Annotated in this window: 11 protein-coding genes; 6 read left to right on the plus strand and 5 right to left on the minus strand. The window is 37.7% G+C overall.

Going from position 1 to position 23,993, the window contains the following annotated elements; translation table 11 throughout:
• Positions 1–170 precede the first annotated feature (170 nt).
• From F6K15_RS06365 to F6K15_RS06375, 3 genes are all read left to right on the plus strand, one after another.
• The gene (locus F6K15_RS06365) at positions 171–1,136 is read left to right on the plus strand and encodes a metal ABC transporter solute-binding protein, Zn/Mn family (RefSeq protein ID WP_293058501.1); all 966 of its coding nucleotides are present in this window, start codon (positions 171–173) and stop codon (positions 1,134–1,136) included.
• On the plus strand, positions 1,133–1,894 hold the full coding sequence (locus F6K15_RS06370; RefSeq protein WP_293058504.1) for a metal ABC transporter ATP-binding protein: 762 nt from the start codon (positions 1,133–1,135) through the stop codon (positions 1,892–1,894). Before F6K15_RS06365 ends, F6K15_RS06370 begins: the two co-directional genes overlap by 4 nt.
• A 303-nt stretch (positions 1,895–2,197) precedes the next feature.
• The gene (locus F6K15_RS06375) at positions 2,198–3,016 is read left to right on the plus strand and encodes a metal ABC transporter permease (RefSeq protein WP_293058507.1); all 819 of its coding nucleotides are present in this window, start codon (positions 2,198–2,200) and stop codon (positions 3,014–3,016) included.
• Between the two features lie 367 nt (positions 3,017–3,383).
• Here F6K15_RS06375 and F6K15_RS06380 read toward each other — a convergent pair whose 3' ends face one another.
• The 4 genes from F6K15_RS06380 to glgB form a co-directional block, all read right to left on the minus strand.
• Positions 3,384–4,157 (minus strand): peptidase, encoded by a 774-nt coding sequence (locus F6K15_RS06380; RefSeq protein WP_293058510.1) that lies wholly within the window; start codon positions 4,155–4,157, stop codon positions 3,384–3,386.
• Between the two features lie 153 nt (positions 4,158–4,310).
• Positions 4,311–9,122: an NB-ARC domain-containing protein gene (locus F6K15_RS06385; protein WP_293058513.1), complete on the minus strand. Its 4,812-nt coding sequence runs from the start codon at positions 9,120–9,122 to the stop codon at positions 4,311–4,313.
• Positions 9,044–9,883 carry a triacylglycerol lipase gene (locus F6K15_RS06390; protein WP_293058516.1) on the minus strand — a complete coding sequence of 280 codons (840 nt, stop codon included), beginning with the start codon at positions 9,881–9,883 and terminating at the stop codon, positions 9,044–9,046. The genes F6K15_RS06385 and F6K15_RS06390 overlap by 79 nt, the downstream gene beginning before the upstream one ends.
• Positions 9,884–10,376: 493 nt before the next feature.
• On the minus strand, positions 10,377–12,704 hold the full coding sequence (glgB, locus tag F6K15_RS06395; protein ID WP_293058519.1) for a 1,4-alpha-glucan branching enzyme: 2,328 nt from the start codon (positions 12,702–12,704) through the stop codon (positions 10,377–10,379).
• Between the two features lie 1,008 nt (positions 12,705–13,712).
• On the opposite strand from glgB, the gene F6K15_RS06400 reads away from it, so the two are divergent.
• A complete protein-coding gene (locus F6K15_RS06400) occupies positions 13,713–14,288 on the plus strand; it encodes a hypothetical protein (RefSeq protein WP_293058522.1) in 576 nt (191 codons plus the stop codon).
• Positions 14,289–14,981: 693 nt separating this feature from the next.
• Complete coding sequence (locus F6K15_RS06405; protein WP_293058525.1) at positions 14,982–16,874, plus strand: penicillin-binding protein 2; 1,893 nt, start codon at positions 14,982–14,984, stop codon at positions 16,872–16,874.
• Positions 16,875–17,754: 880 nt separating this feature from the next.
• On the opposite strand, the gene surE is transcribed toward F6K15_RS06405, so the two are convergent.
• Entirely contained in the window at positions 17,755–18,459 is a 705-nt protein-coding gene (surE, locus tag F6K15_RS06410; RefSeq protein ID WP_293058527.1) for a 5'/3'-nucleotidase SurE, read from the minus strand.
• A 955-nt stretch (positions 18,460–19,414) separates the two neighbouring features.
• Here surE and F6K15_RS06415 point away from each other — a divergent pair.
• Positions 19,415–23,689: a tetratricopeptide repeat protein gene (locus F6K15_RS06415; RefSeq protein ID WP_293058530.1), complete on the plus strand. Its 4,275-nt coding sequence runs from the start codon at positions 19,415–19,417 to the stop codon at positions 23,687–23,689.
• Positions 23,690–23,993: the final 304 nt, after the last annotated feature.

A 23,993-nucleotide genomic window follows, 5' to 3' on the forward strand; every position in this document is an offset into this window, starting at 1 on the left:
ACTTTGTACATTATCAACTAGAAAATGGCTGTAATAGTTTTATAACTTTTCGACGGTCAAAGTATTTTTTTAATTGGTATAATTTTTTACTATTAAGTTTGTTATTTTTACCCATTGTGGTATAGTAAATTTGAAAATGATAATCATTCCCAAAAATAACCTGTAAACTAATGCTCAAGAGAATTAGACGAATTCACTGTTTATTATTAGGAACAGCAGCACTGGCCACAGCTGTTTCTCTCGGAAGTGCTAGTAGTGTGGCCCAGAATCAAAATGAAACGAAAATAGTCGCAACTTTCTTACCTATATATATGTTTACCAAAGGAGTTACTGGAGAAAGTGGAAAAGTAGAACTCTTAATTCCTGCGGGAGCAGACCCCCATGATTATCAGGCAACACCTGAGAATGCACGGAGTATTGCAGAGGCAGATGTATTAGTGAAAAATGGGTTGGGGTTGGAAGAATTTTTGGAGAAATTAGTTGATGCTACAGGTAATTCTCAACTTCAAGAAATTGATGCTAGTCAAAATATAGAACCCCTAGAAGAAGAAGATAAGGACCACGACGATCACGACGACCACGACGACCATGACCATGACCACGACCACGACCACGGTCATCACCATGAAGAAGGAAACCCTCATGTTTGGTTAGACCCTGTTTTAGCGCAACAACAAGTTAAGAATATTCGCGATGGTTTAATTAAAGCTGACTCTAATAATGAAGCTAGTTATAGAGCAAATGCTGATATTTATCTCAGTAAATTACAGGAACTTCACCAAGAATTTAAAACTCGTTTATCACCTTTTCAAGGATGTAAATTTATTGCTTTTCACGATGCTTATCCTTACTTGGCTGAACGGTACAATTTACAACAAATGGCAGTGGTGGAATTGCCAGAAGATAATATTACGCCTAGAGATGTTCAAAGAGTAATAAAAGCAGCCCAAGAATATCAAGTTAAAGGTTTACTTGCTGAAACTGGATTTAATGATAATCGGATGCAACAGATTGCTAAAGATATTAAATTACCAGTCAAAAAATTAGACCCAGTAATTAGCGGTTCGTTAGACCCAGAATATTATTTTACTGCCATGAGAAATAATATAAAAACTTTAGAGGAAGTTTGTCAGTGAAATTAGTAGAAATTGAAAAAAATCTGCCAGTAGTAGAAGTACAAAATTTAACAGTAATTAGAGGAAAATATCAAGCAGTAGAATCTGTATCATTTCAAATATTTCCTGGTAGTAATACTGCAATTATTGGTCCGAATGGTGCAGGAAAAAGTACATTAATTCAGGCAATATTAGGTTTAATTCCTTATGAATCAGGTTATATAGAAGTTCTAGGTAAACAAATAAAAGATTTAGGAAAACATTGGCAAAAAATTGCTTATATTCCTCAAAAATTACCTTTTGACCGGAGTTTTCCTTTAAGTGTGGCTGAATTAATCAGTTTAGGTTACCCTGAGCAAGGTTTGATGAAGTCGCGGGAAAAGCTTATGGCAATAGAAAAAGCTTTGGTACAAGTTAAGTTAGAAAATCAGGCAAAACAGCGAATAGGAAGTTTAAGTGGTGGGGAGTTAAAACGGGTTTTATTAGGATATTGTTTGGTGCAAAATAGACAATTATTAATCTTAGATGAAGTCATGGCTGGTATAGACCCAACTGGAGAAATACAATTTGCTGAATTACTAGCAAATTTACATCAAGAAGAGGGTTTTTCTATTCTGCAAGTTTCCCATGATTTAGATATGGTGAGTCGTTATTGTGACCAAGTTATTTGTATTAATCGTCGTTTATGTTGTCAGGGTAAACCTAGTCTTGCTTTGGATAAAAATAACTTGAGTAAAGTTTATGGGGATAATTTAACTAGATATGTTCATCAGCGTTAAATAGAAGGCAGAAGGCAGAAGGCAGAAGGCAGAAGGGAAGAAAAGATTAGAAGGGATAAAGTTTTTGTTCGCTGATTATCCGGACATGGTATAACCGGACTTCAGATGAAGACTGGTTAAATTTATAGATGTTATTGTGTATTTATAATTATTAACCTTAGCTTCTCTATAAATAAACTTACTTGGCTAAAAAAGAGGGTGCATCTCATATTTGTATTTGCAAAAATACTTTTTTCTTATATATTCCCTGTTGCCTGTTGCCTAAAAACGATAAATTTTTGGCTTTATTCAAAATTAATAAATATGGATTTTTCAGAATGGATTAATTTATTTAGTCTACCATTTATGCAGCGAGCAATTATAGGGGGTATTCTATTAGGAATTTTAGGAGGAATTATTGGTGGTTTCGTGATTTTGCGCCAATTATCTTTATTTGGAGAGTCCTTGGGTCATACAGCTTTTTTAGCTGTAGTATTAGCTGCTTTATTACAGTTACCACTTACGATCGCTTTGATTATTTTTTTGGTATGCTTTGGATTAGGAATAAATTATTTAATTGAAAAGACTAATTTAGGTGGAGATACAATTTTAAGTATTGTAATTGCTAGTTCGGTTGCATTGGGTACTATTGGGTTTAATTTTGTGCCTGGATATCGAGGAAATTTATTATCTATATTATTTGGTGATATTTTAGCAATTAGTAATCTAGATTTACTTTTTTTAATTATTTTGTTAATCGTAACATTGGTTTGGTTAGGGCTGACTTTACAACAACAAATATTATTAACTTTAAATTCTGATTTGGCACAAATTCAGGGGATACCAGTAGAAAGATATAAATACATATTTATAATTATTTTATCCCTGGCAATCGCTCTGACTATGAGAGCAGTTGGTATTTTATTGGTGAATGCTTTTTTGGTAATTCCAGCAGCAACAGCTAAGTTAATTTGTCATCAATTTGTACCTTTTTTAGGAATTTCTGCGACAATTGGTGCTATGAGTGGGGTGTTAGGAATGATAGTATCTGGTAGTTTCAATTTACCTTCTGGTCCTAGTATTGTTTTAGTACAGTTAGTGACATTTTTAATAGTAGTATTTTCCGGTCGAGGAAAGTTTTAATGTAAGCATTCAGCTGTCAGCAATCAGCAATCAGCTATTGCTTTTTAGCTTTATTAAACCCTATATTAATGGGTATTATTAAGCCATAATCCAGTGATAATAGTGATAATTAATATTACAAAAAAAGCAGGTTTATTTGACGTTAAAGCCTATATTAATTTAAACACTTCTTTCAGGAGAGAGTTTTATTGGTGAGAGCTGACAGCTAATAGCTGTTTGCGCAGCATTCCGCAGAAAATCCTTACGTTTTGAGATCAAATCTAGTTAAACAGCTATAGATTAGTCGTTTTTAGGAGTAAGGAGTAAGGAGTAAGGAGTCAGAATAAATAACTTCAATAAACCCTAACTATTAATTATTAATTATTAATTATTGAAGTCCTAATCTCGTTGCTTGTAAATAAATCCGTTTCAGAGTATTAATATCCCTAGCGGAAATAGGAGGAGGTTCTGCCACCTGAGAATAATACATAACATCAGTTTTTTCAGGACTATGACCCCAAATACCTAAAGCATGACCGAATTCGTGACGAGCAGCAGCAGGGATATATTTACCTACTTGCATTGGACTCAACAAAATCACAAAACTCTGAGATAAAGTTCCGTTCTCATCTTTATGTAGCTGATAGCTAGTCTCCGCAGAACGCGCTCTTAATTTTCCGGGGGTTAAAGGAGGTCGTTTGTTAAAAATTTTGATATCGGCAATTTCTGGGTTGTCTACTATTTGTAAGGGTAAATAAGTATTCCATTCCCAGATAGCATCTATTACAATATTAGCCCATTGACGAGAGCGAGATACCTTTTGCAAGGAGTCAGGAGTTGATTTAACTGAGCTAGAAAGTAGGTTATTTTCTGATTCCTCATTCTTTTGAGAAGATTCGACATAAACTTTAATAGGAAACTGCGACCAAATTAAATAACCTACATCCTGAACTTCAATGCGATCGAAATAATCACCGCTATTATTGGTGTCGTTCCATTGTGCCAAAGTTGGTGGTAAGGGGTAAGTTTTTAGAGTAGGTAAATCTTGAGCATTAACCTCTACATGAGGATTTGAAATCAAAAAATAGAAAGCTAGCATCCAAACAGCAAAACCTAGAAAAAACAAGCGTAAATAAACCGATACTATTCTGTTAACAAACATTATGGAAAAAGGTGATATGTTATGAACAAAGGTAATTGTTGGGCTAAAGCCTAATTACAAGCTTAATTATAACTATTCAACCTAACTCTTTTCCCTTCTGACAACAAAGCCACTAACAACTGATAACTGATAACTGATAACTGATAACTGAAATCACCGCCACCACCGGGAAACGTCTTGAATAGCAATGACTATTTTTTTGATTGCTTCTTGACCTCCTAAAGCAAAGATGACGGGAGTTAATATTTTTATGTCTGAGAGTAAGTCGGGGCGAGTGCGAAGGGATAAGGTGTGAAGGGTATCTTGCCAGAGGGGGTAAAGTTGAGTTTTTGGCATTTGTGAGAGTTTATCAGCCAAAGAACTAAGAACTGGGGCGCGATGCCACTTATCCTGAATCTGTAGAGCTACAGCCAGAGTTTCTGGTAATAATTCTGGTGTCAATTTCTCAGCCAAAGCTACGAGAACTTGGGCGCGATCTTCTTTAGACTGAATCTGTCGGGAAGCAACCAGTGTTTCTAGTAATAATTCCGGTGTCAATTTATCAATCAAAGCACAGAGAGCTTGAGTACGTTCTCTATCAGACTGAATCTGTCGAGCAGCAGCCAGAGCTTCTGGTAATATTTCTGGGAATTTATCAGCTAAAGCTCTGAGAACTCTGGCGCGCTCTCCCTCAGACTGAATCTGTCGAGCAGCAGCCAGTGCTTCTGGCAATATTTCTGGGAATTTATCAGCTAAAGCTCTGAGAACTTCGGCGCGATACCACTTATCCTGAATCTGTCGAGCAGCAGCCAGAGCTTCTGGTAATATTTCTGGGAATTTATTAGCTAAAGCTCTGAGAACTGGGGCGCGATACCACTTATCCTGAATCTGTCGAGCTGTAGCCAGTACTTCTGGTAATATTTCTGGGAATTTATCAGCTAAAGCACTGAGAACTATGGCGCGATATTTCTCATCCCGAATCTGTCGAGCAGCAGCCAGTACTTCTGGTAATATTTCTGGGAATTTATCAGCCCAAGCTCTGAGAACTTGGGCGCGATATCCCTCACCCAGAATCTGTTGAGCAGCAGCCAGTACTTGTGGTAAAAATTCTGGTAATTTATCAGCTAAAGCACTGAGAACTCTGACGCGATATAGATCATCCTGAATCTGTCGAGCTGTAGCCAGTGCTTCTGGTAATAATTCGGGAAATTTCTCAGCTAAAGCTCTGAGAACTTGGGCGCGATCTTTCTCAGACTGAATCTGTCGAGCAGCAGCCAGTGCTTCTGGTAATATTTCTGGTGATTTCTCAGCTAAAGCTCTGAGAACTTGGGCGCGATCTTTCTCAGACTGAATCTGTCGAGCAACAGCCAGTGCTTCTGGTAATATTTCTGGTGATTTATCAGCTAAAGCACTGAGAACTTCGGCGCGATATTTCTCAGACTGAATCTGTCGAGCAGCAGCCAGTACTTCTGGTAATATTTCTGGGAATTTCTCAGCTAAAGCCCTGAGAACTTGGGCGTGCAAAAACTCATCCCGAATCTGTCGAGCAGCAGCCAGTGCTTCTGGTAATATTTCTGGGAATTTATCAGCTAAAGCTCTGAGAACTTTGGCGCGCAAAAACTCATCTCGAATCTGTCGAGCAGCAGCCAGTGCTTCTGGTAATATTTCTGGTGTCAATTTCTCAGCCAAAGCACTGAGAACTTGGGCGCGCAAAAACTCATCCCGAATCTGTTGAGCAGCAGCCATTGCTTCTGGTAATATTTCTGGTGTCAATTTCTCAGCCCAAGCACTGAGAACTTCGGCGCGATATCCCTCATACTGAATCTGTGGAGCAGCAGCCAGTGCTTCTGGTAATATTTCTGGGAATTTATCAGCTAAAGCACTGAGAACTTCGGCGCGATATTTCTCAGACTGAATCTGTCGAGCAGCAGCCAGTGCTTCTGGTAATATTTCTGGGAATTTATTAGCTAAAGCACTGAGAACTTCGGCTCGATATCCCTCAGACTTAATCTGTCGAGCAGCAGCCAGAGCTTCTGGTAATATTTCTGGTGTCAATTTCTCAGCTAAAGCACTCAGAACTTGGGCGTGATATCTCTGATCCCGAATCTGTGGAGCAGCAGCCAGAGCTTCTGGTAATAATTCTGGTGTCAATTTCTCAGCTAAAGCACTGAGAACTTCGGCGCGATATCCCTCATACTGAATCTGTGGAGCAGCAGCCAGAGCTTCTGGTAATATTTCTGGTGTCAATTTCTCAGCCAAAGCTCTCAGAGCTTCGGCGCGCAAAAACTCATCCCGAATCTGTCGAGCAGCAGCCAGAGCTTCTGGTAATATTTCTGGGAATTTATCAGCTAAAGCTCTGAGAACTCTGGCGCGAGATCCCTCAGACTGAATCTGTCGAGCAGCAGCCACTGCTTCTGGTAATATTTCTGGTAATTTCTCAGCCAAAGCACTGAGAACTTTGGCGCGATCTCTGTCAGACCGAATCTCTCGAGCTGTAGCCAGAACTTCTGGTAATATTTCTGGTAATTTCTCAGCCAAGGCAATTAGAACTTCGGCCCGATATTTCTCAGACTGAATCTGTCGAGCAGCAGCCAGAACTTCTGGTAATATTTCTGGGAATTTATCAGCCCAAGCACTGAGAACTTCGGCGCGATATTTCTCATACTGAATCTGTCGAACAGCAGCCAGTGCTTCTGGTAATATTGCTGGTGTCAATTTATCGGCCAAAGCACTGAGAACTTGGGCGCGAGATTCCTCAGACCAAATCTGTCGAGCAGCAGCCAGAGCTTCTGGTAATAATTCTGGTGTCAATTTCTCAGCTAAAGCACTGAGAACTTGGGCGCGAGATTCCTCAGACCAAATCTGTCGAGCAGCAGCGAGTACTTCTGGTAATATTGCTGGTGTCAATTTATCGGCCAAGGCAATTAGAACTTGAGCGCGATGACACTTATTCTGAATCTGTCGAGCAGCAGCCAGTGCTTCTGGTAATAATTCTGGTGTCAATTTCTCAGCTAAAGCACTGAGAACTTGGGCGCGAGATTCCTCAGAACAAATCTGTCGAGCAGCAGCCAGTGCTTCTGGTAATATTTCTGGGAATTTATCAGCTAAAGCTCTGAGAACTTGGGCGCGATATCCCTCATACTGAATCTGTCGAGCAGCAGCCAGAGCTTCTGGTAATAATTTTGGTAATTTCTCAGCTAAAGCACTGAGAACTTGGGCGCGCAAAAACTCAGACTGAATCTTTAGAGCAGCAGCCAGTGCTTCTGGTAATATTTCTGGGAATTTCTCAGCCCAAGCAATGAGAACTTCGGCGCGATATTTCTCATCCCAAATCTGTCGAGCAGCAGCCAGTGCTTCTGAAAGGGCTAGTTTTTTTAAGTTGTCTGGCAAATAATCAACTAATTTTGCCAGAGAGTCTACTTGATCCCTTGCAGGCTTTTGTAATGTGTAAGCTAATCCCTTCTCTGGAGTCCAGACATTGTTTTTAACCAAAGTCACCAACAAACCTACTGGTAAATTTGTTGGCAAACTATTAATAGAAGAAGTTATCAAAGCATAACGACACTGCCTACCAATAACTTCAGCCAACCTATCTTCATCCCATTCAACCTCCGCTAACTCCCAAGCACGAGCTACATCAGTAATAAAAATCTCTGTTTTCCCAAAACGTTCGCACGTTTCATACCAACCATTAAACCCACTTTTCGACTCCTCTGCCAATAAACCATGAATCTCCTCTATTTTCCCCGCCTTTTCAAAATGCCAGACTAGATGCTGATGAATATAACCATCATTGGGTAAAGTATGCCAAAGATTATTATCTGTTAACCGACTGTATTTCTCCAACAATATTCTGTGAGCTTCAACCAGACCAATACCCAACCCCGGCAAATTACCTTCTTCTGTTGGATGTAACGGCGCACTCAACAAATAACGTGCTAGATCGTGAAATAAGTCATGTAAACGATAAGTAGGCTGGCCATCAGCTAAAACTACACCATCTAACAACAAAGACTTACTCCGCAAATACGCCAATTTATCCCTCGCATCCTGTTCATCCAGTTCCCAAAGTACAGCCGTCATTCCTGAAGTAATCTGAACATCATCCGGCAATATTCCCAACCAAATAAAATTATCCCTGGTTTCCTGTTGCAGTTGTTTAATACTCAAATTCAAGGAAGCAGTCAAACTCAAGCGTTTTAAACTCGCTTCATCAGTAACATTTCCTGCACCTTCTCTATCCAAAGTTTTAAGATGTACAATTTCTCCTTGAATATCCGCTAACAGCACTCCCCAAGACATACCATCCGCAACTTGAGCCGCTGCCAACTCCAAAGCTAGAGGCAAATATCCCAGTTCCTTAACCAAACTCTCTGCCTGTTTTGCTTCCTCTGCCGTAATTTCACGCCCTAACCTTTGAGTGAGAAGTTCCATTGACTGGGATAAACTCATCACATCCAAACTGTAAGTTTCAGCTTCTAAGATATTAGCGATCGCCTTTTCCCTAGTAGTCACCAAAACCTGACAGCGGGGACCTCCCAGATTAAAAATTTTAGCATGGTCTGGACTCCAAGCATCATCCACCACCAATAACACAGCTTTATCATAAAGCAAAGTCCGCAAATGATTAGCAGTGGCCTCCACAGTTGTAGGTTGGAAATTATAGTCACCCAATGCTTGCACCCAGCCACTCAGCATCGGCAGAATATTAGGCTCTTGACCCAAAGTTACCCAGAGAATACCATCAGAAAAACGAGATTGTACCTCCTCATCATAAGCTAAAGCCGTGGCCATAGTAGATTTACCCACAGCACCCAAACCGTGGATAGCAGTAACCACAATAGCTGGCGTATCTGATGAATTTTTCAGTAGGTTAGCCTTTAAATTGTCGCTGTATTCGGGGCGGTCTACATAGTATCTTGGTAGAGGTGGTGCTTGGAATAAGTCAATTCTAACTGTTCTGTTGTAACTAGAGTTGGAAAACATTTTTTCACAAATTTTTTTACAGAAAGATAAACCAAATCATTTTTTCCAAGTTTAGCTATAGAATTGTGGTCTGCTGGAATAGCAACAGGTTTGACATCCTTAATTCCTGGGTTAGCGCTATCCTCATCCACAACCAAAACTCCTCTCATGGGTTGAGTTTCATAGAAGACCTGAGTTTTAATTCCTAAATTATCAACGTTTTGTCGATACCACTCATTAAGTTGGCGTAACTGAGGTGAATGCGCTTTTAATTCCTGAACATTTACCGTAGCTCTCGTCAAAATATTAAAATTATCAATTAAATTAGCCAAGTGTGAGCCTTGATGGGGAGTAGACAAAAATACAATCCCTTGAGTCTGTTCGATAATAGCTTTTTTATCGTCAAAATTTTGAGCTGTACGAATTACCTCTTTAACAACCAGACCACCAATATTATGAGTTACAAATATTAGGGGGCGATCGCCTATATCATTAACTGCCAGATATTCCAGCAGATTACTTGCTAGGTCAAAACGTGGCATTCCCTGACCAACATATCCAAAGCGAGGCGCATCATATCCAAATGTCCAGACATTTGCTTGTAATTCTTCCCCCAACCAAAACGGCCAAAAGTCCAAATCTTGATTATCCTTTTTACTTTGAGGATGCCATGTACTCCAGAGATGGCCAGCTAAACCATGAACAAAAACAATATCACCTCTGGGATGAGAATTTTCACACTTAAATACTGGTGATAAACCAAGCATATTCTCTTCTGTCATATTATTTTTAGTTAGGGGAAGTTTAGTAATATTATAAGCTATAGAAAAATAGTGCGAATAGAGACCTCATCATTCTCTCAATCATCTTCTTCTCTGATATAAAATCCGGTTATAAAGTTATCGCACTTTCTACTTCCATTCAATGCAGACATATACCGGAATATCCACAGATAATTCCAACTCTCATCCTTTCCTTTTACTGACTCCTGAGTTCTGACTCCTCTCATCGTACAATAACTAATTATCCGGATACTATATGACACACCCAGGACTTACGCATGGAAACTAAATATAGTTAGGGCGAATGGCATTCGCCCCTACATATGGCGTTTAAAAGGTTGATTTGCGTAAGTCCTGACACCTATATCAACAAAGGTTGGTAGTTTGATCAAAATTCTAACCACCAACCTTTTCAATCTTTACCAAACCTTGTAGAGACGTTGCATGCAACGTCCCTACATTGTGGTTAATTAATATTACTTGCTCTTAGTCATTAACCTTCAGAAACAGTTTCAGTTTCAGCTTCCACCTCCTGAGACTGCTCCATTACTGCTAACGTTTTCTCCTTGTCTAACTTCAACACCAAAATACCCAAAGGAGGCAAACATAAATCTAAAGACTGTTGATAATTATGGAAGTACCAATCATCAGTCCACTTACCACCCAAATTACCCATATTGCTGCCACCATAATTACCAGCATCACTATTAAATATTTCAGTATAGAACCCTGGTTCAGGTACACCGATGCGATAGTGACTATGAGGTTGAGGAGTAAAATTGCAAACCGCTACTACAAATTCTTTCCCATCTTTAGCGCGACGAATAAACGACACCACACTATGATTATTATCACTACAATCTATCCACTGGAAACCCTCCTCTGTACAATCTTGTTCATACAAAGCAGGTTGAGAACGATAGAGGTGATTCACATCCCGGAAAAATCGCTTCATTCCTTGGTGAGCATCAAATTGGAGCAAATGCCATTCTAAATCGCCCCAAACATCCCATTCACCCCATTGAGGAAACTCCATCCCCATAAACATAGTTTTCTTACCAGGGTGGGTAAACATATAAGCAAACAACGCCCGAACATTAGCAAACTTCTGCCAATCATCCCCAGGCATCTTACCCAACATATTACTCTTACAATGTACCACCTCATCGTGAGACAAAGCCAACATATAGTTCTCACTGTGGTGATACCAAATACTGAAAGTAACATTATTCTGGTGGAACTGTCGGAACCAAGGGTCCATTTCAAAATAGTCCAGCATATCGTGCATCCAACCCATGTTCCACTTGAGGTTGAAGCCCAAACCACCAACATAAGTAGGCCAAGTAACCATTGGCCAGGCAGTAGATTCCTCTGCAATGCAGAGAGTACCAGGATAGTAACCAAAAATCAAATGATTAACCTGACGGAGGAAATCAGCAGCTTCGATATATTCTACACCTCCGTATTGGTTAGCAACCCATTCACCATCAGGTCTCATATAGTTGTGGTAGACCATAGAAGCAACCGCATCTACCCTAAAACCATCAATGTGATACTTTTCAAACCAGAAAAGGGCATTTGAAACTAGGAAGTTACGGACTTCATTACGACCATAGTCAAATACTAAAGTACCCCATTGCTTGTGTTCGCCTTTGCGGGGGTCTGGATGTTCATAGAGATGAGTACCATCAAAGAAAGCCAAACCATGTCCATCTTTGGGAAAATGTCCCGGTACCCAGTCTACAATTACGCCAATATCATTTTCATGGCATTTATCCACAAAGTACATGAAATCTTCAGCATTACCGTAGCGAGAGGTAGGGGCAAAAAATCCTGTAACCTGATAACCCCAAGAACCATCAAAAGGATGTTCTGCTACAGGTAACATTTCAATATGGGTATAGCCTAAATCTTTAACATAGGAAACCAGACGATCTGCTAATTCTCGATAGGTAAGAAAACGAGCATCAGTTCTGAGTTCTGAGACTTGAACTACAGGCTCAGTTTCCCCATTTGGTAGTTTAGCAGGTTCCGCAGAAGCAGCATGAATCCAAGAACCCAGGTGGCATTCATAGACAGAAATAGGTTGAGTGAGAGGATCGCTATGGCGACGTTTCTCCATCCACTCTTGGTCGTTCCAGGTATATGAGTCTAGGTCAACAACAATGGAAGCTGTTTTGGGCCTTACTTCCTGTTGATATCCATAAGGGTCACTTTTTTCGTAGATGTGTCCTTCCCAGTTTTTGACCTCATATTTGTAGTGTTCTCCAGGGCCAATATCAGGAATGAATAGTTCCCAGATACCTGTGTGTCCTTTCCGCATTTGGTGTTTACGACCATCCCAATAGTTGAAGTCTCCTAAAATTGAGACATTACGAGCATTGGGTGCCCAAACAGCAAAGTAGACTCCTTTGACTCCGTTAATTTCGGCGATATGCGCCCCTAATTTTTCATAGACGCGGTGATGGTTTCCTTCTCCAAATAGTTGGAGGTCGAAGTCTGTGAGTTTTGGAGAGCGGAAAGCGTAGGGGTCATAGATGACTCGTTCATGTTCTCCTTCTTTGATTTTAAGTTGATAGTTGGCTAGTTCCGGAGCGTCTATGACACATTCAAAGAAATGTGGATTATGGACAGACTGCATTGGGTATTCTTGGCGGTCTATCGGTGAGATGACTGAGACAGCTTCAGCACTTGGTTGGTAGGCTCGGATTACTGTTACAGTTTTGCCATCTTGTTCTATCTGATGAGCACCGAGAACTTGGAAGGGGTCCTGGTGATGGTTCCAAACTATTTGGTTGACTTGGTCTACAGAAATTGTCATGTTTGTCAATATAATTTTGTTAACAATTAATTAGGAGTGTTCCAGGATGGGGATATGCTAATCAAGCATTAATTAGCAGAGATTTTCCAAATATTGGGCGTACACAACTAATGTCTAAGGGTTAAACAATAATTCAACTTTCACCTTTTTACCATGACAAGTGCTTCTGACACGCTCAATAGTTATAAAAGGATTTTTTGTTTTACACAATTAATATTAAGTATACAAATTATGAATACAAATTCGTTATTTACTTAATCAGTACTGACTTTTTATGCAACGTCCCTATTACTCTCAAGAAGATGTAGCATAAATGTGTGAGATTTCATCTAAGAGCCAGCATTTCCAAAGGGGTAGCTTTAGTGTCAGCAAAACTTACCTAATGGTGAAGTTTTTCTCTCGAAACTCAGGAGAAAATAATGCCTAAAAGGAGTTTATATAATTCTATTTTATATATACATCATACTTCTATGTGTTTTGTCTTTAATTTATCTATATATTCTTCCTTTAAAGAAAATTTTTGTCCATTTAATCCGTAAATATTGGCACATTTAAAAGGATTTTATGACAAATGCGATCGGATATTAAAAATTTAAATTTGATGGGAAATTGTATCTAAATCAGCATAGATATTTTGCAGTTTAATTACAATTGGGAAAATCTTAACTAAGATTAATATTAATTTGTACTACTAAATGTTGTATGTCAATCCAAAATAAATTACGCTCTCTTAAACAAGAACTAAACTGTTATATTAACATAGCTATTTAAGAGTTTTAGCTTCAAAATTTTTTATATATAATTCAAGTTATCTGATATAATATGTAATTTTTTACAACAATTGTCAAGGTAGGAAATACAACTAAAACTATCAATCAAATAGTTAGAAGTTGATAGATATAAAAAATTTCAATTAAAATTTGAATGGGAAATTAAAACATATACTCAAGATTAGATACTGTTGTATTTTGAGTCTTATAAAATTAGATGTCAGTATAGGTAAATTATATGGTTGCAGTTAGAAGTACATTTTTGGCCCCAAAAAATCAATCCCCAAAAACGAATTTGTCCGTCGTCTCAAAAAAATCAGCTCGCCGACAAAAACTAACATTTGAAAAAAATTTATCTGATGATAACTATACTTCAGAAAATACTAGGGATTCACAAACAATTCAAGAACAGAATTTGGCTCAAGTCATATCCTTACCTAAGTCTAAACCACTCTGGTTAAAATCCTTGATGGCGACACAACTAACTTCATCCATGGTCACAGTATTATTAGCAAGTACCAGTGTGGCAATTTATGGCTGGACAATTTATGGTCAGTCGAAATGGACGACAGAATATCAACAATTACAAAAACTTAGACAAAAAGAACAACAGATAAGTGTAGCTAATGAGTTATTGAAAAATCAAATAGCGGAACAAGCTTCAACTTCTGATATTGGTTTAGTTTCACCAAATTCTGTTAAGCGGATATTTTTAGACCCAGCACCTCCACGTCCTGCTCCTAATCCTCCTAAACCTTATCTAGAATCTACTTCTGGTCATAAATATCTCCTCAACACACCAGTGGGATATTAAATATTAGCAAGGAGTAGGGAGTAGGGATTTAGAAAAAACCGATCTTCTCACTATTCAGGGCAAATCTTTCTATTTTCCCTGCTACCTACTCACTTAATTTATCTCAGATTCCGCACGTCAATTTATCACATCAAAAGTAACACAAATATCAGTGGGTGGCGAAGTATTTAGGGTTTGCGCTTCACTAGTCTTATGGGTGAGGGTAGGAGACAGGAGACAGGAGACAACCCACCCGCGGGCCCCTCCCAGGAGGGGATGGGAAGACGAGAGAAATGGGTACGAGCGAGGAGGTAGGAGTAAGAATTGTAAGAATGATTTTTCTGCCCAACTATGCACCTAAAATACGCTCCATGCATGAGCATCAATAGCTGAAAACCAGGCACTTTTTTTGAACCCAAAAAGGCTAAAACCTTTATCTGTAAATACTTTTAGATTTAATCAGCAAGCCCTATTTATAGTCTATAAATCATCATCATTTATAGCGCTACGCAAATAGGGCGCAGACATTCCTCTATTTCCTACTCCCTAATCCCTAAAATCAACTAATATTTAACTCAGAGGAAGGAAATTAAAGAAAGCAAGGATTTAAATCTCCCACTTCTTAAAGTAGCTTACATTAAATTAGAGATTTAACCACAAATTAATACTTCTTTGTTTCTGCTTACTTATTATTATTATTAATAAATAACTTAAATGCCTGCTTCTAAATATACTTCAAATACTCAACTTCGTCGTCAGTATTTCAAAAACAAACAAACAGAACAATCTAATTCTAGACTCAAAACTCACAAGCCAGAAAGCGAAACATATTCTGTTAAAAATACCAATGGAGAATTATTATCAACGCCCTCTAATCAAAAAACAGAAAAATGTCAAACATCTAGACTTTACCTAGTCTGGATACTTTTAATGTGTGGCTTATTAGGATTAATAATTAACCTATTCTATTTACAAGTATTGCGAGGCAAAGCATTACAACAACAAGCAAAATACCAGCAAACCGAAGAATCAAGTCCTTTCGTTCCCAGACGCCCAATAGTTGATAGAAATGGCAATACTTTAGCAATTGATAAAATAGCATATACCCTCTATGCTCACCCCAAAATTTTTAATCGTTCAAAACAAGAAGTTGCTTATCAATTATCAACTATTTTAGAAGGAGCAAATTTGGAGAAAACCCTAACTTCAAATGACTTACTCCAAATGTTTAATGAAAGAGAGACAGGTGTAAAAGTTGCCGACTTCATACCTCAAGAAGCTAGAGATAAAATTACTAATTTATTTGTTGATGGTTTAGAGTTAATTCAACATCCACAACGTGTTTATCCCCAAAAAGAATTAGCTGCTGAAATAGTAGGATATGTAGATGGAGAAAGTATAGGCCAAGCGGGGATTGAATATAGCCAACAAAATCTCTTAGAGCGCTCTGTACCAAAAATCCAATTTCGGCGCTTAATCAAAGGTGCTTTGGTACCAGACAAACTAACTACAGGTTTTCTACAGTTAGATGACCTTTCTTTGCATCTAACTATTGACTCTAGCTTGCAACGGGCAACACGAACTATCCTCCAAGAACAATTAGAAACTTATGAGGCCAAGCGAGGTACTGTCATAGTGATGGATGCTAATGATGGTTCTATTCTATCTCTAGTATCAGAACCTTCTTATGACCCAAATCAATACTATAACTATGACGTAACACTATTCAAAAATTGGGCTGTAACAGATGTTTATGAGCCAGGTTCTACTTTTAAACCAATCAATGTGGCCTTAGCTTTAGAAGTAGGAGCAATTGAGAAAGATAGTGTATTTTACGACGCAGGTAGAATAGTTATCGGAAATTGGCCTATATTTAACTCTGATGGTAGCGGTGGGGCACGCACTGTGACTGAAATTATTCAACATTCCAGTAATGTAGGTATGGTGAAAATTGTTGAACAAATGCCCCGAGCTGTTTTCTATGATGGCCTTAAACGCTTAGGATTAGGAGATACTACTGGTACAGACCTTCCCTTTGAAGCACCGAGTATTTTAAAGGGCCGCAACCAGTTTTTAATGGTACCAGTGGAAGCTGCTACTACTGCTTTTGGCCAAGGATTTTCTCTTACTCCTCTACAACTAGCACAGCTTAATGCAGCTTTGGCAAATGGGGGTAAATTGGTAACACCTCATGTGATGCGTGGTTTGTTTGATAGTCAAGGACAACCATATTGGCAGTTGTCTTTGCCAAGTCCTAGACAGGTGTTTTCTTCTGATACTACGACAAAAGTATTGGCAATGATGGAAAGGGTGGTTGAAAGTGGTACTGGTAGAAGAGCTAGAATGCGTGGGTATCGAATTGCGGGTAAAACTGGTACGGCTCAAAAAGCTTCTGAAACAGGAGGTTATTCTAAGAAGGCTAAAATTACAAGTTTTGTTGGTATTTTACCAATGGAGTCTCCCCGTTATGTGGTTTTGGCGGTTATTGATGAACCTATTAAGGGTAGTGGGGGAAGGGTGGCAGCTCCTATTGTTAAGTCGGTCATTAAGTCTTTGATTGATATTGAGCAAATTCCTCCTTCTGATGTCAGGTCTGGTAACAATTAATAATTAATTATTAATTATTAATTATTAATTATTAATTATTAGGGTTTGCGCTTCACTAGTCTTTTTGTAGTGGGAGGAGTCAGGAGACAGGAGACAGGAGACAGGAGAAATGGAAATTATAGAGGAGGTAGTCGGGTATATTTGTCCAAAGATTGTTCTTTCATAATCACCTCAAAATACTAGCTTTATGCAGCTCTTTAGACCGAAAAGCTGGCACGAATTTTCGACCAAAAAAGGGTAATACCAATGTCAGTCAATGCTTTGATATTTAATTAGGGTTTGCGCTTCACTAGTCTTTTAGTAGGGGTAGGAGACAGGAGACAGGAGACAGGAGACAGGAGACAGGAAACAGGAGACATGGGAATGAGCGAGCAGGTAGGAGCTAAGTTTTGTCCCTTAATTTTTCTGCCCAACTATGCGCCTAAAATACGCTCCATGCATGAGCCTCAAGAGCTGAAAACCAAGGTATTTCAGACCTAAAAAGGCTAAAGTCTTTATCTGTCAATGCTTTTAGATTTAATCAGCAAGCCCTAATTAGCAAGCCCAAATTATACCAATTCTCATGCATTAGTGCTATGCTTGGGCAATACTTCAGTTGTCAGCTGATCGGTACAAGCCAAATCACTTTTTTGCTGATTTTAGCTTGCATTAATGTTAATTATTCTTATGTTTGCTTCTGTTTGCTTCTCCTTGTACGGACGTTGCATGGAACATCCCTAACCATTTCTCTACTCCCCTGCTCAACAAAATGTAGAAAAGTTTTTGAGACATGGTATAGCACTCTACCTTTTAAAGCGAAATGTTTTTGGAGGCTTGCTCAAGTCTTTGTGACAAAAACAACTTCTGACTTTTGACTTTTGTAAGCTCCCCACTCCCTAGGTTAAAGTTGAATCTTTGTAATCGCAATATTACCAGCAAAGCAAACATCTACATCTGTGCCAGGAGTGCGATCGCGTTCTCCATATTTTCCGGTATAATAAAAATTTTCTCCTTCCATTCGATAAGCTACTGGTAATGGTTGGGTTGATGGTGTGCAAAATACCATTTTTGGATCTGGTGCTTCGGGTTCTAAATAAGGGAAGTTTACATTCCAAAAAGCTCCTGGTTCCAGGGGACGGTTGAGTAAATCTGCTAATACTATTTCTGCTAAACGAGTTACTCTTTCCCAATTCACAGGTTTTTTTGCTTGACGATATTGAGAAAGGGCTATTCCGGGAATTCTATGAAATGCTGCCTCTCTTACTGCTGCTACTGTACCAGATATGTAGACATCTACACCCATGTTACCCCCTGAGTTAATACCTGAAAGTACCCATTTGACATTCTTGTCGATGTGTGTTATTGCAATTCTAGTACAATCTGCTGGTGTACCTGCGATCGCATACTCAACTTCAGACAGAGTTTGAATATTAATTGGTTCTTGAGTCGTAACTTGATGTCCACAACCAGATAATTGTCCTTGAGGAGCGACAATAATACTTTTTTTAGGAGATGCTAAAGGTAAATTGACATTATTGAGGGCTGTCAAAAGTGCTTTGATACCAGGAGCATTAATTCCATCATCATTAGTGAGAATAAAGGTCATACTTTTTCAGAATTTGAGTTTAGCTATAGCAATTCTATTTTATTTGTGTCAGGACTTACGCACAGAAACTAAATCTAGTGAGGGCGAATGCCATTTGCCCCTACACATGGCGTTTTCAACGTTAATTTGCGTAAGTCCTGTGTGTATAAAAATCTTACCGCTTTTAGGGAACAGCGGTCAGACCCCGCGTTGCCGTCAGCTCGCTTGCGGAATGCTGACCAAGAGAGGGGACAGATGGGAGTTTCAGTTTTTTTTATCTACTTTTTGATTACCCGCAACTTATTTAGAATTGCTATAGTTGATAATTTTAACATTGCCGGTTAAAGATATTTTTGAGTTGAATTCCTGATCTTTGCTCATTGAATTCCAATACTTTGACTAATTAGCTATTTACCATTTTTTTAATTCTTCAGCTTTTAACATAGAAAAATATATATTACTGTACTATGTAATACATTTATCTGATAGTCAAAAGTAATATTTATTGTCTGAAAACTTGAGCTGATAAGAACTTCAGATTATTTTTTTGTTTATTGTTCAATTATTTGTGAGATTATTAAACATCTCCAATAATAAAAAATCAAATCAATTATCCCGTAGAAATTACCAATTCTTTCCCCCTACTCCCTACTCTCTACTCCCTACTCCCTTTTTTCCAAAGAGGTCTATTGAGTTGATCGCTATAAGATTAGAATTTTACTCTTCTGTGCTCAGTAGAAAATGAACAAATAGAGATAGTAATTTATCTTTTTCTTTTGGGGTTAATACCCCACCGTCTGAGGGTGTTGACAATTGGTTGGGGTTTGAGTCCCCATCCACTTTTTGCTTCTTCCTTCTTCCTTCTTCCTTCTTCCTTCTTCCTTCTTTCTTCTTCTACTTTCGTAGATTACATGAAAAACAGTATTGTGTTAAACTATTTATTATTATGAAAATCAAAGAGTAATAAAGTCAATGTATGTTACTGCCTGCTGTTTTACATCCTGATATAGTTGAATTTCTCCGAAAAGATGCGGAAAGTAATTTACAAAGAAAAGTATGGGAATGTATTAAAAAACTGAAGCAGCAAAAATTTGATAGTGGGTTGCGAGTTAAAAAGCTGAAGGGAATAAATAAAAGAGTATGGGAAGCTAGAATTAATAGTGCTAGTCGCTTAATTTTTACTTACAATAAATCATCAGAACCAGAAACAGGAAAAATGCAAGTTTATCTGGCAATTCAAGATATTTGTGTTGACCATGATGATGTATCACGACGTGCTAAAGCTAGAAAGAAAAGTACTGATTCGGAATGGTTAGAAACAGAAGAAATAGAAGTGGTTTTAGAAACTAGCGACTTTAAAAATCTAGAGAATTACGCAGATGGAAATAATCAATACTCAGCAGTAGAAAAAACAAATATTGAAATAGTAGAAGCTCTAGAGTTAGAACTTAATTCAGATTTGACAGATGATGAATTGTTAGGAAATATTCAGTGGCGAGTATTGGAGTCAGAAACGGAATGGCAAAAGGCAATTATTGAGCAAAATACAGATTTACCTTTGAAGTTGACAGCAGAAGAGTATGAACTTGCTAAACTTTCAGGAAATCTTTTATTAAATGGTAGTGCTGGTACAGGTAAAACCACGGTAGCATTATATAGAATGCTGCAAAAAAGACAGTATAAAAAATCAGGGAAACGTTTATATGTTGCTTATAATTCTTTGCTAGTTAATAATGCAGAAGAACAATTTTATAAAATAGTTACAGATAGTGAATTAGAAAAAGCAGAAAGTAATCAAATAAATCAAACAATTTTTGAATTTAAAAATCTCCATAAACTATGTTTGGAAGTTCTGAGTACTCATCATCATGAATATCATCATCAAAATGAAGTAAACTATCAAGTTTTTTCGGAAATGTACAAGGCACATCCTCGAAAAAAACAATATCCAACGTCTTTAGTCTGGGAAGAAATTAGAAGTGCTATTAAAGGAAAACAACTATCTATAACAGAAGATATTTTGTCTGAAAAAGCTTACGAAGAAATTAGTAAAAACAGTCTGAATTTTCTGGATGAAAGACATCGTAGAGAAATATATAAAATTGCAAGATGGTATCAAAAAAAACTTCAAAAAGAAAAATTATATGATGAAATAGATTTAGTCAGACAAGTGTTGAAATTGATTGAAAATAATTATAGTGAAAAATACGATCTGATTGTTTGTGATGAAGTGCAAGATTTGACAGAAATACAATTAGAGTTATTATTTAAGTTAGTTAATTCCAATGGAAATTTATTTTTTGCTGGAGACTCTTATCAGATGATTAGTCCTAGTGGTTTTCAGTGGGAAAAACTAAAAGATAAATTTTATCCTCACAGAAAAGTAGAGAGACAAACCTTAAAGTTTAATTTTCGTAGTGTAGGAAGCTTGGTAAATTTAGCCAATCAACTACTAAAATTACGTTCTCGATACTTGGCAGAACCAACAGAAAGTTACTCTACTACAAACAGTAGTAAGGGTCAATTAGCTAGGATAATTTCAGCAGACGATCAAACATTAATCAAAACATTAAAAGAAACATCTTTATATCCTGGCGATGCTATTTTAGTCAGACAAGAATCAGAAAAAGAAAAAATTAGAGCCGAACTAAATTCTAGTTTTGTTTTTACAATTGAAGAAATCAAAGGATTAGAATTTGATACAGTTTTTCTCGTTGAATTTTTTCAACCCACAAAAAAACTTTGGTCTAAAGTTATACGAGGTGGCTTACTAAAAGAAAAAGAAAAACCAGCATTTCAACTAGAATTAAACTTACTTTATGTAGCAATTACCCGTGCTAGTAGAATATTAAATATTTGGCAATCACAGCTTAGTTCCCTCTGGCAAGAACCAGAATTTCAAGGCTTATTTCAGTCAATAATTCCCGAGTTAGTAAGAAGCGATCGAGTAAATCCTAGTTCAGAAACATGGCGTAAACAAGGGGAATATTATTTAAAATCAGGATTCTATCAACAAGCAAAAGAATGCTTTACTAAATCCGGAGATATAACTTTAGAAAAACAAGCTCAAGCCAAATTATTAATTCAAAAACAAGCTTATGATGAAGCAGCAAAAATTTTGCTTGAGTTAAGAGAATGGCAAGAAGCAGCACTACTATTTGAGAAATTAAAAAAATGGCAAGAAGCAGCAAAATGTTGGGGAAAAATTGGAGAAAAACAGAGGCAAAAAATTTGTGAAACTTACAACTTAGAAGCAAACTTAGAATGGTTAGCAGCAGCAAAAAAATGGCAAGAACTAGAAAATTTTGCTAATGCTAAACGTTGCAAGATGAATATTCCCGAAAAAAAAGCAGAATACCAAGCTATTGAATTTGAAAAGAAAAAACAATGGCTTAAAGCTGCTTATGAATATGACTTAGCCAAAATACCTCAGAAAGCAGCATTGTGTAGAGCCAAAGAATTTGAAAAGAAAAAACAATGGGAAAAAGCTATTACTCAATATCAAATAGCAGGAATGAAAGAAAAAGCAAAAAAATGTCGCCAGAAAGGAGCAGATGAACTCCATAAACAAGGATTGATAAAACTACAAAAAAGAGATAATACTGGCGCTATAGAAAACTATAACCGAGCAATAATACTAGACCCAAATAATCATCAATTTTACAAAAACAAAGGTATTGCAATGGCTCAACTGGGAAACTTAAAGGCAGCAATAGCAAATTTTCACAAAGCATTAAAACTTGAACCAAAAGACCTCCAAAGTTATCATAACTTAGGGGCAACTTATGCAGAATTAGGCAAATTAAATCAAGCCATAAATCTTTTTTCTCAAGCTCTGAAATTTAATCCTCAAGACTCTCAAATTTACCATAACTTAGGAGTAGTTCGTTTTAAAGCAGGAGACCCACAAGCAGCTATCGCAGATTACAATCAAGCAATAAAATTTAATCCCACAAAAATCGAAGCTTACTATAATCGAGGTATTGCCCGTCGCTTCCTTGGAGACCGACAAGGTGCAATTGATGATTTCACCACATTATTACAACTCAATCCTCAAGTTGTAGATGCTTATACCCAACGAGGTACTGTTAAGTTTGACATGAAAGATATAAAAGGAGCAATGGCCGACTTCAACCAAGCAATTAAACTTAATCCTAAACATCTTGAAGCCATTTACAACCGAGCTATAGTCCGTCGTTTGATGCGAGATAACAATGGCTCCCTAGAAGATTTTAACCAGGTTATACAAATTAATCCTAACTATGTGGATGCTTATATCAAACGAGGTATAGTTCGTTTCGATCTTGGAGAGCATCGCGGTGCTCTAGAAGACCTAAACCGTGCAGTCCAGCTTCAACCCAAAAATGCAGAAGCTTTTTATCATCGAGGTAACACTAAGCGAAGTCTGGGAAATTTTCCCGGAGCGGTCGCTGACTTTCAGACCGCCATACATCTCAACTCCCAATATCATCAAGCTTATAACGACCTTGGCATTGTACGTCTGAGAATGGGAGATATAAAAGGGGCAATCAAAGACTTTGAAGCAGCTATACAAATTAATCCTAACTATGCCGAAGCACATAATAACCGAGGCTTTACCAAGTTTAAATTAGGAGATATACAAGGAGCAATCAAAGACTTTGAAACAGCTCTACAAATTAATCCTAACTATGCCGAAGCACATAATAATCTCGGAAATGCTCGCTTTCAAACAGGAGATTTTCAGGGAGCTATTGATGACTTTGGCGAGACTCTACGCATTCATCCCAACTATGTTCCTGCCTATAATAACCGAGGTTTAGCTCGTTTGAAACTAGGAGGCTTTTCTGAGGCGATCGCTGATTGTCAAACAGCACTAAAAATCAACCCCAACTATGGTTTAGCCTACTATAATTTGGGTTTAATTCACTGTGAAATGGGAGATTTGCAGCAAGCTATAATAAACTATAATGAAGTATTAAAATTGTATCCGAGAAAAATAGACGCTTATATTAACCGAGGGCTAATTTATATGAAGTTAGAAGACTATGCTCAAGCAGTTAAAGACCAAACCAGTGCTTTAGATATTAATCCTAATCTCGGTCACGCTTATTCTTTTCGTAGTCAAGGATATATGAAATTAGGCAACTTTCAAGCTGCTGTTGATGATTTACACAAAGCAGCAGAAATTTATCAACAACAAGGAAAGCGACAAGAATATGAAAAGATCATCAACACTATTGATAGTATGAAAGAAGAGCACGATCGATAGACATAGACGTGGAAACTAAGTTTTTGCTCAGGGATTATAGAAGCTATTTGGGATCTATTTAAGATCTATTTAAAAATATAGGGGGAGTGTGGGGAGATGGGGAAATGGGGAGCTGGGGAGATTGAAGGCTTGAAGTAATTATAGAATTATGAACATACACTGTATAACCCGATTATATAGAATCGGGTTATACAGTACCGCTACATATTAATGGCACTGCGTAAGTCCTCCTGATAACTGAAATGACTCCTGATCTAATTAGGGCTTGCTGATTAAATCTAAACCCATTTACAAATAAAGATTT

Origin of the sequence: Okeania sp. SIO2B3, from assembly GCF_010672525.1 — a bacterium.
Lineage (GTDB): Bacteria > Cyanobacteriota > Cyanobacteriia > Cyanobacteriales > Microcoleaceae > Okeania.

Excerpts from the sequence above, each read along its gene's own strand:
- F6K15_RS06365 (WP_293058501.1), top strand. The coding sequence starts at position 171 with ATGCTCAAGAGAATTAGACGAATTCACTGTTTATTATTAGGAACAGCA.
- F6K15_RS06375 (WP_293058507.1), top strand. The coding sequence starts at position 2,198 with ATGGATTTTTCAGAATGGATTAATTTATTTAGTCTACCATTTATGCAG.
- F6K15_RS06380 (WP_293058510.1), bottom strand. The coding sequence starts at position 4,157 with ATGTTTGTTAACAGAATAGTATCGGTTTATTTACGCTTGTTTTTTCTA.
- F6K15_RS06385 (WP_293058513.1), bottom strand. The coding sequence starts at position 9,122 with ATGTTTTCCAACTCTAGTTACAACAGAACAGTTAGAATTGACTTATTC.
- F6K15_RS06390 (WP_293058516.1), bottom strand. The coding sequence starts at position 9,883 with ATGACAGAAGAGAATATGCTTGGTTTATCACCAGTATTTAAGTGTGAA.
- glgB (WP_293058519.1), bottom strand. The coding sequence starts at position 12,704 with ATGACAATTTCTGTAGACCAAGTCAACCAAATAGTTTGGAACCATCAC.
- F6K15_RS06400 (WP_293058522.1), top strand. The coding sequence starts at position 13,713 with ATGGTTGCAGTTAGAAGTACATTTTTGGCCCCAAAAAATCAATCCCCA.
- F6K15_RS06405 (WP_293058525.1), top strand. The coding sequence starts at position 14,982 with ATGCCTGCTTCTAAATATACTTCAAATACTCAACTTCGTCGTCAGTAT.
- surE (WP_293058527.1), bottom strand. The coding sequence starts at position 18,459 with ATGACCTTTATTCTCACTAATGATGATGGAATTAATGCTCCTGGTATC.
- F6K15_RS06415 (WP_293058530.1), top strand. The coding sequence starts at position 19,415 with ATGTTACTGCCTGCTGTTTTACATCCTGATATAGTTGAATTTCTCCGA.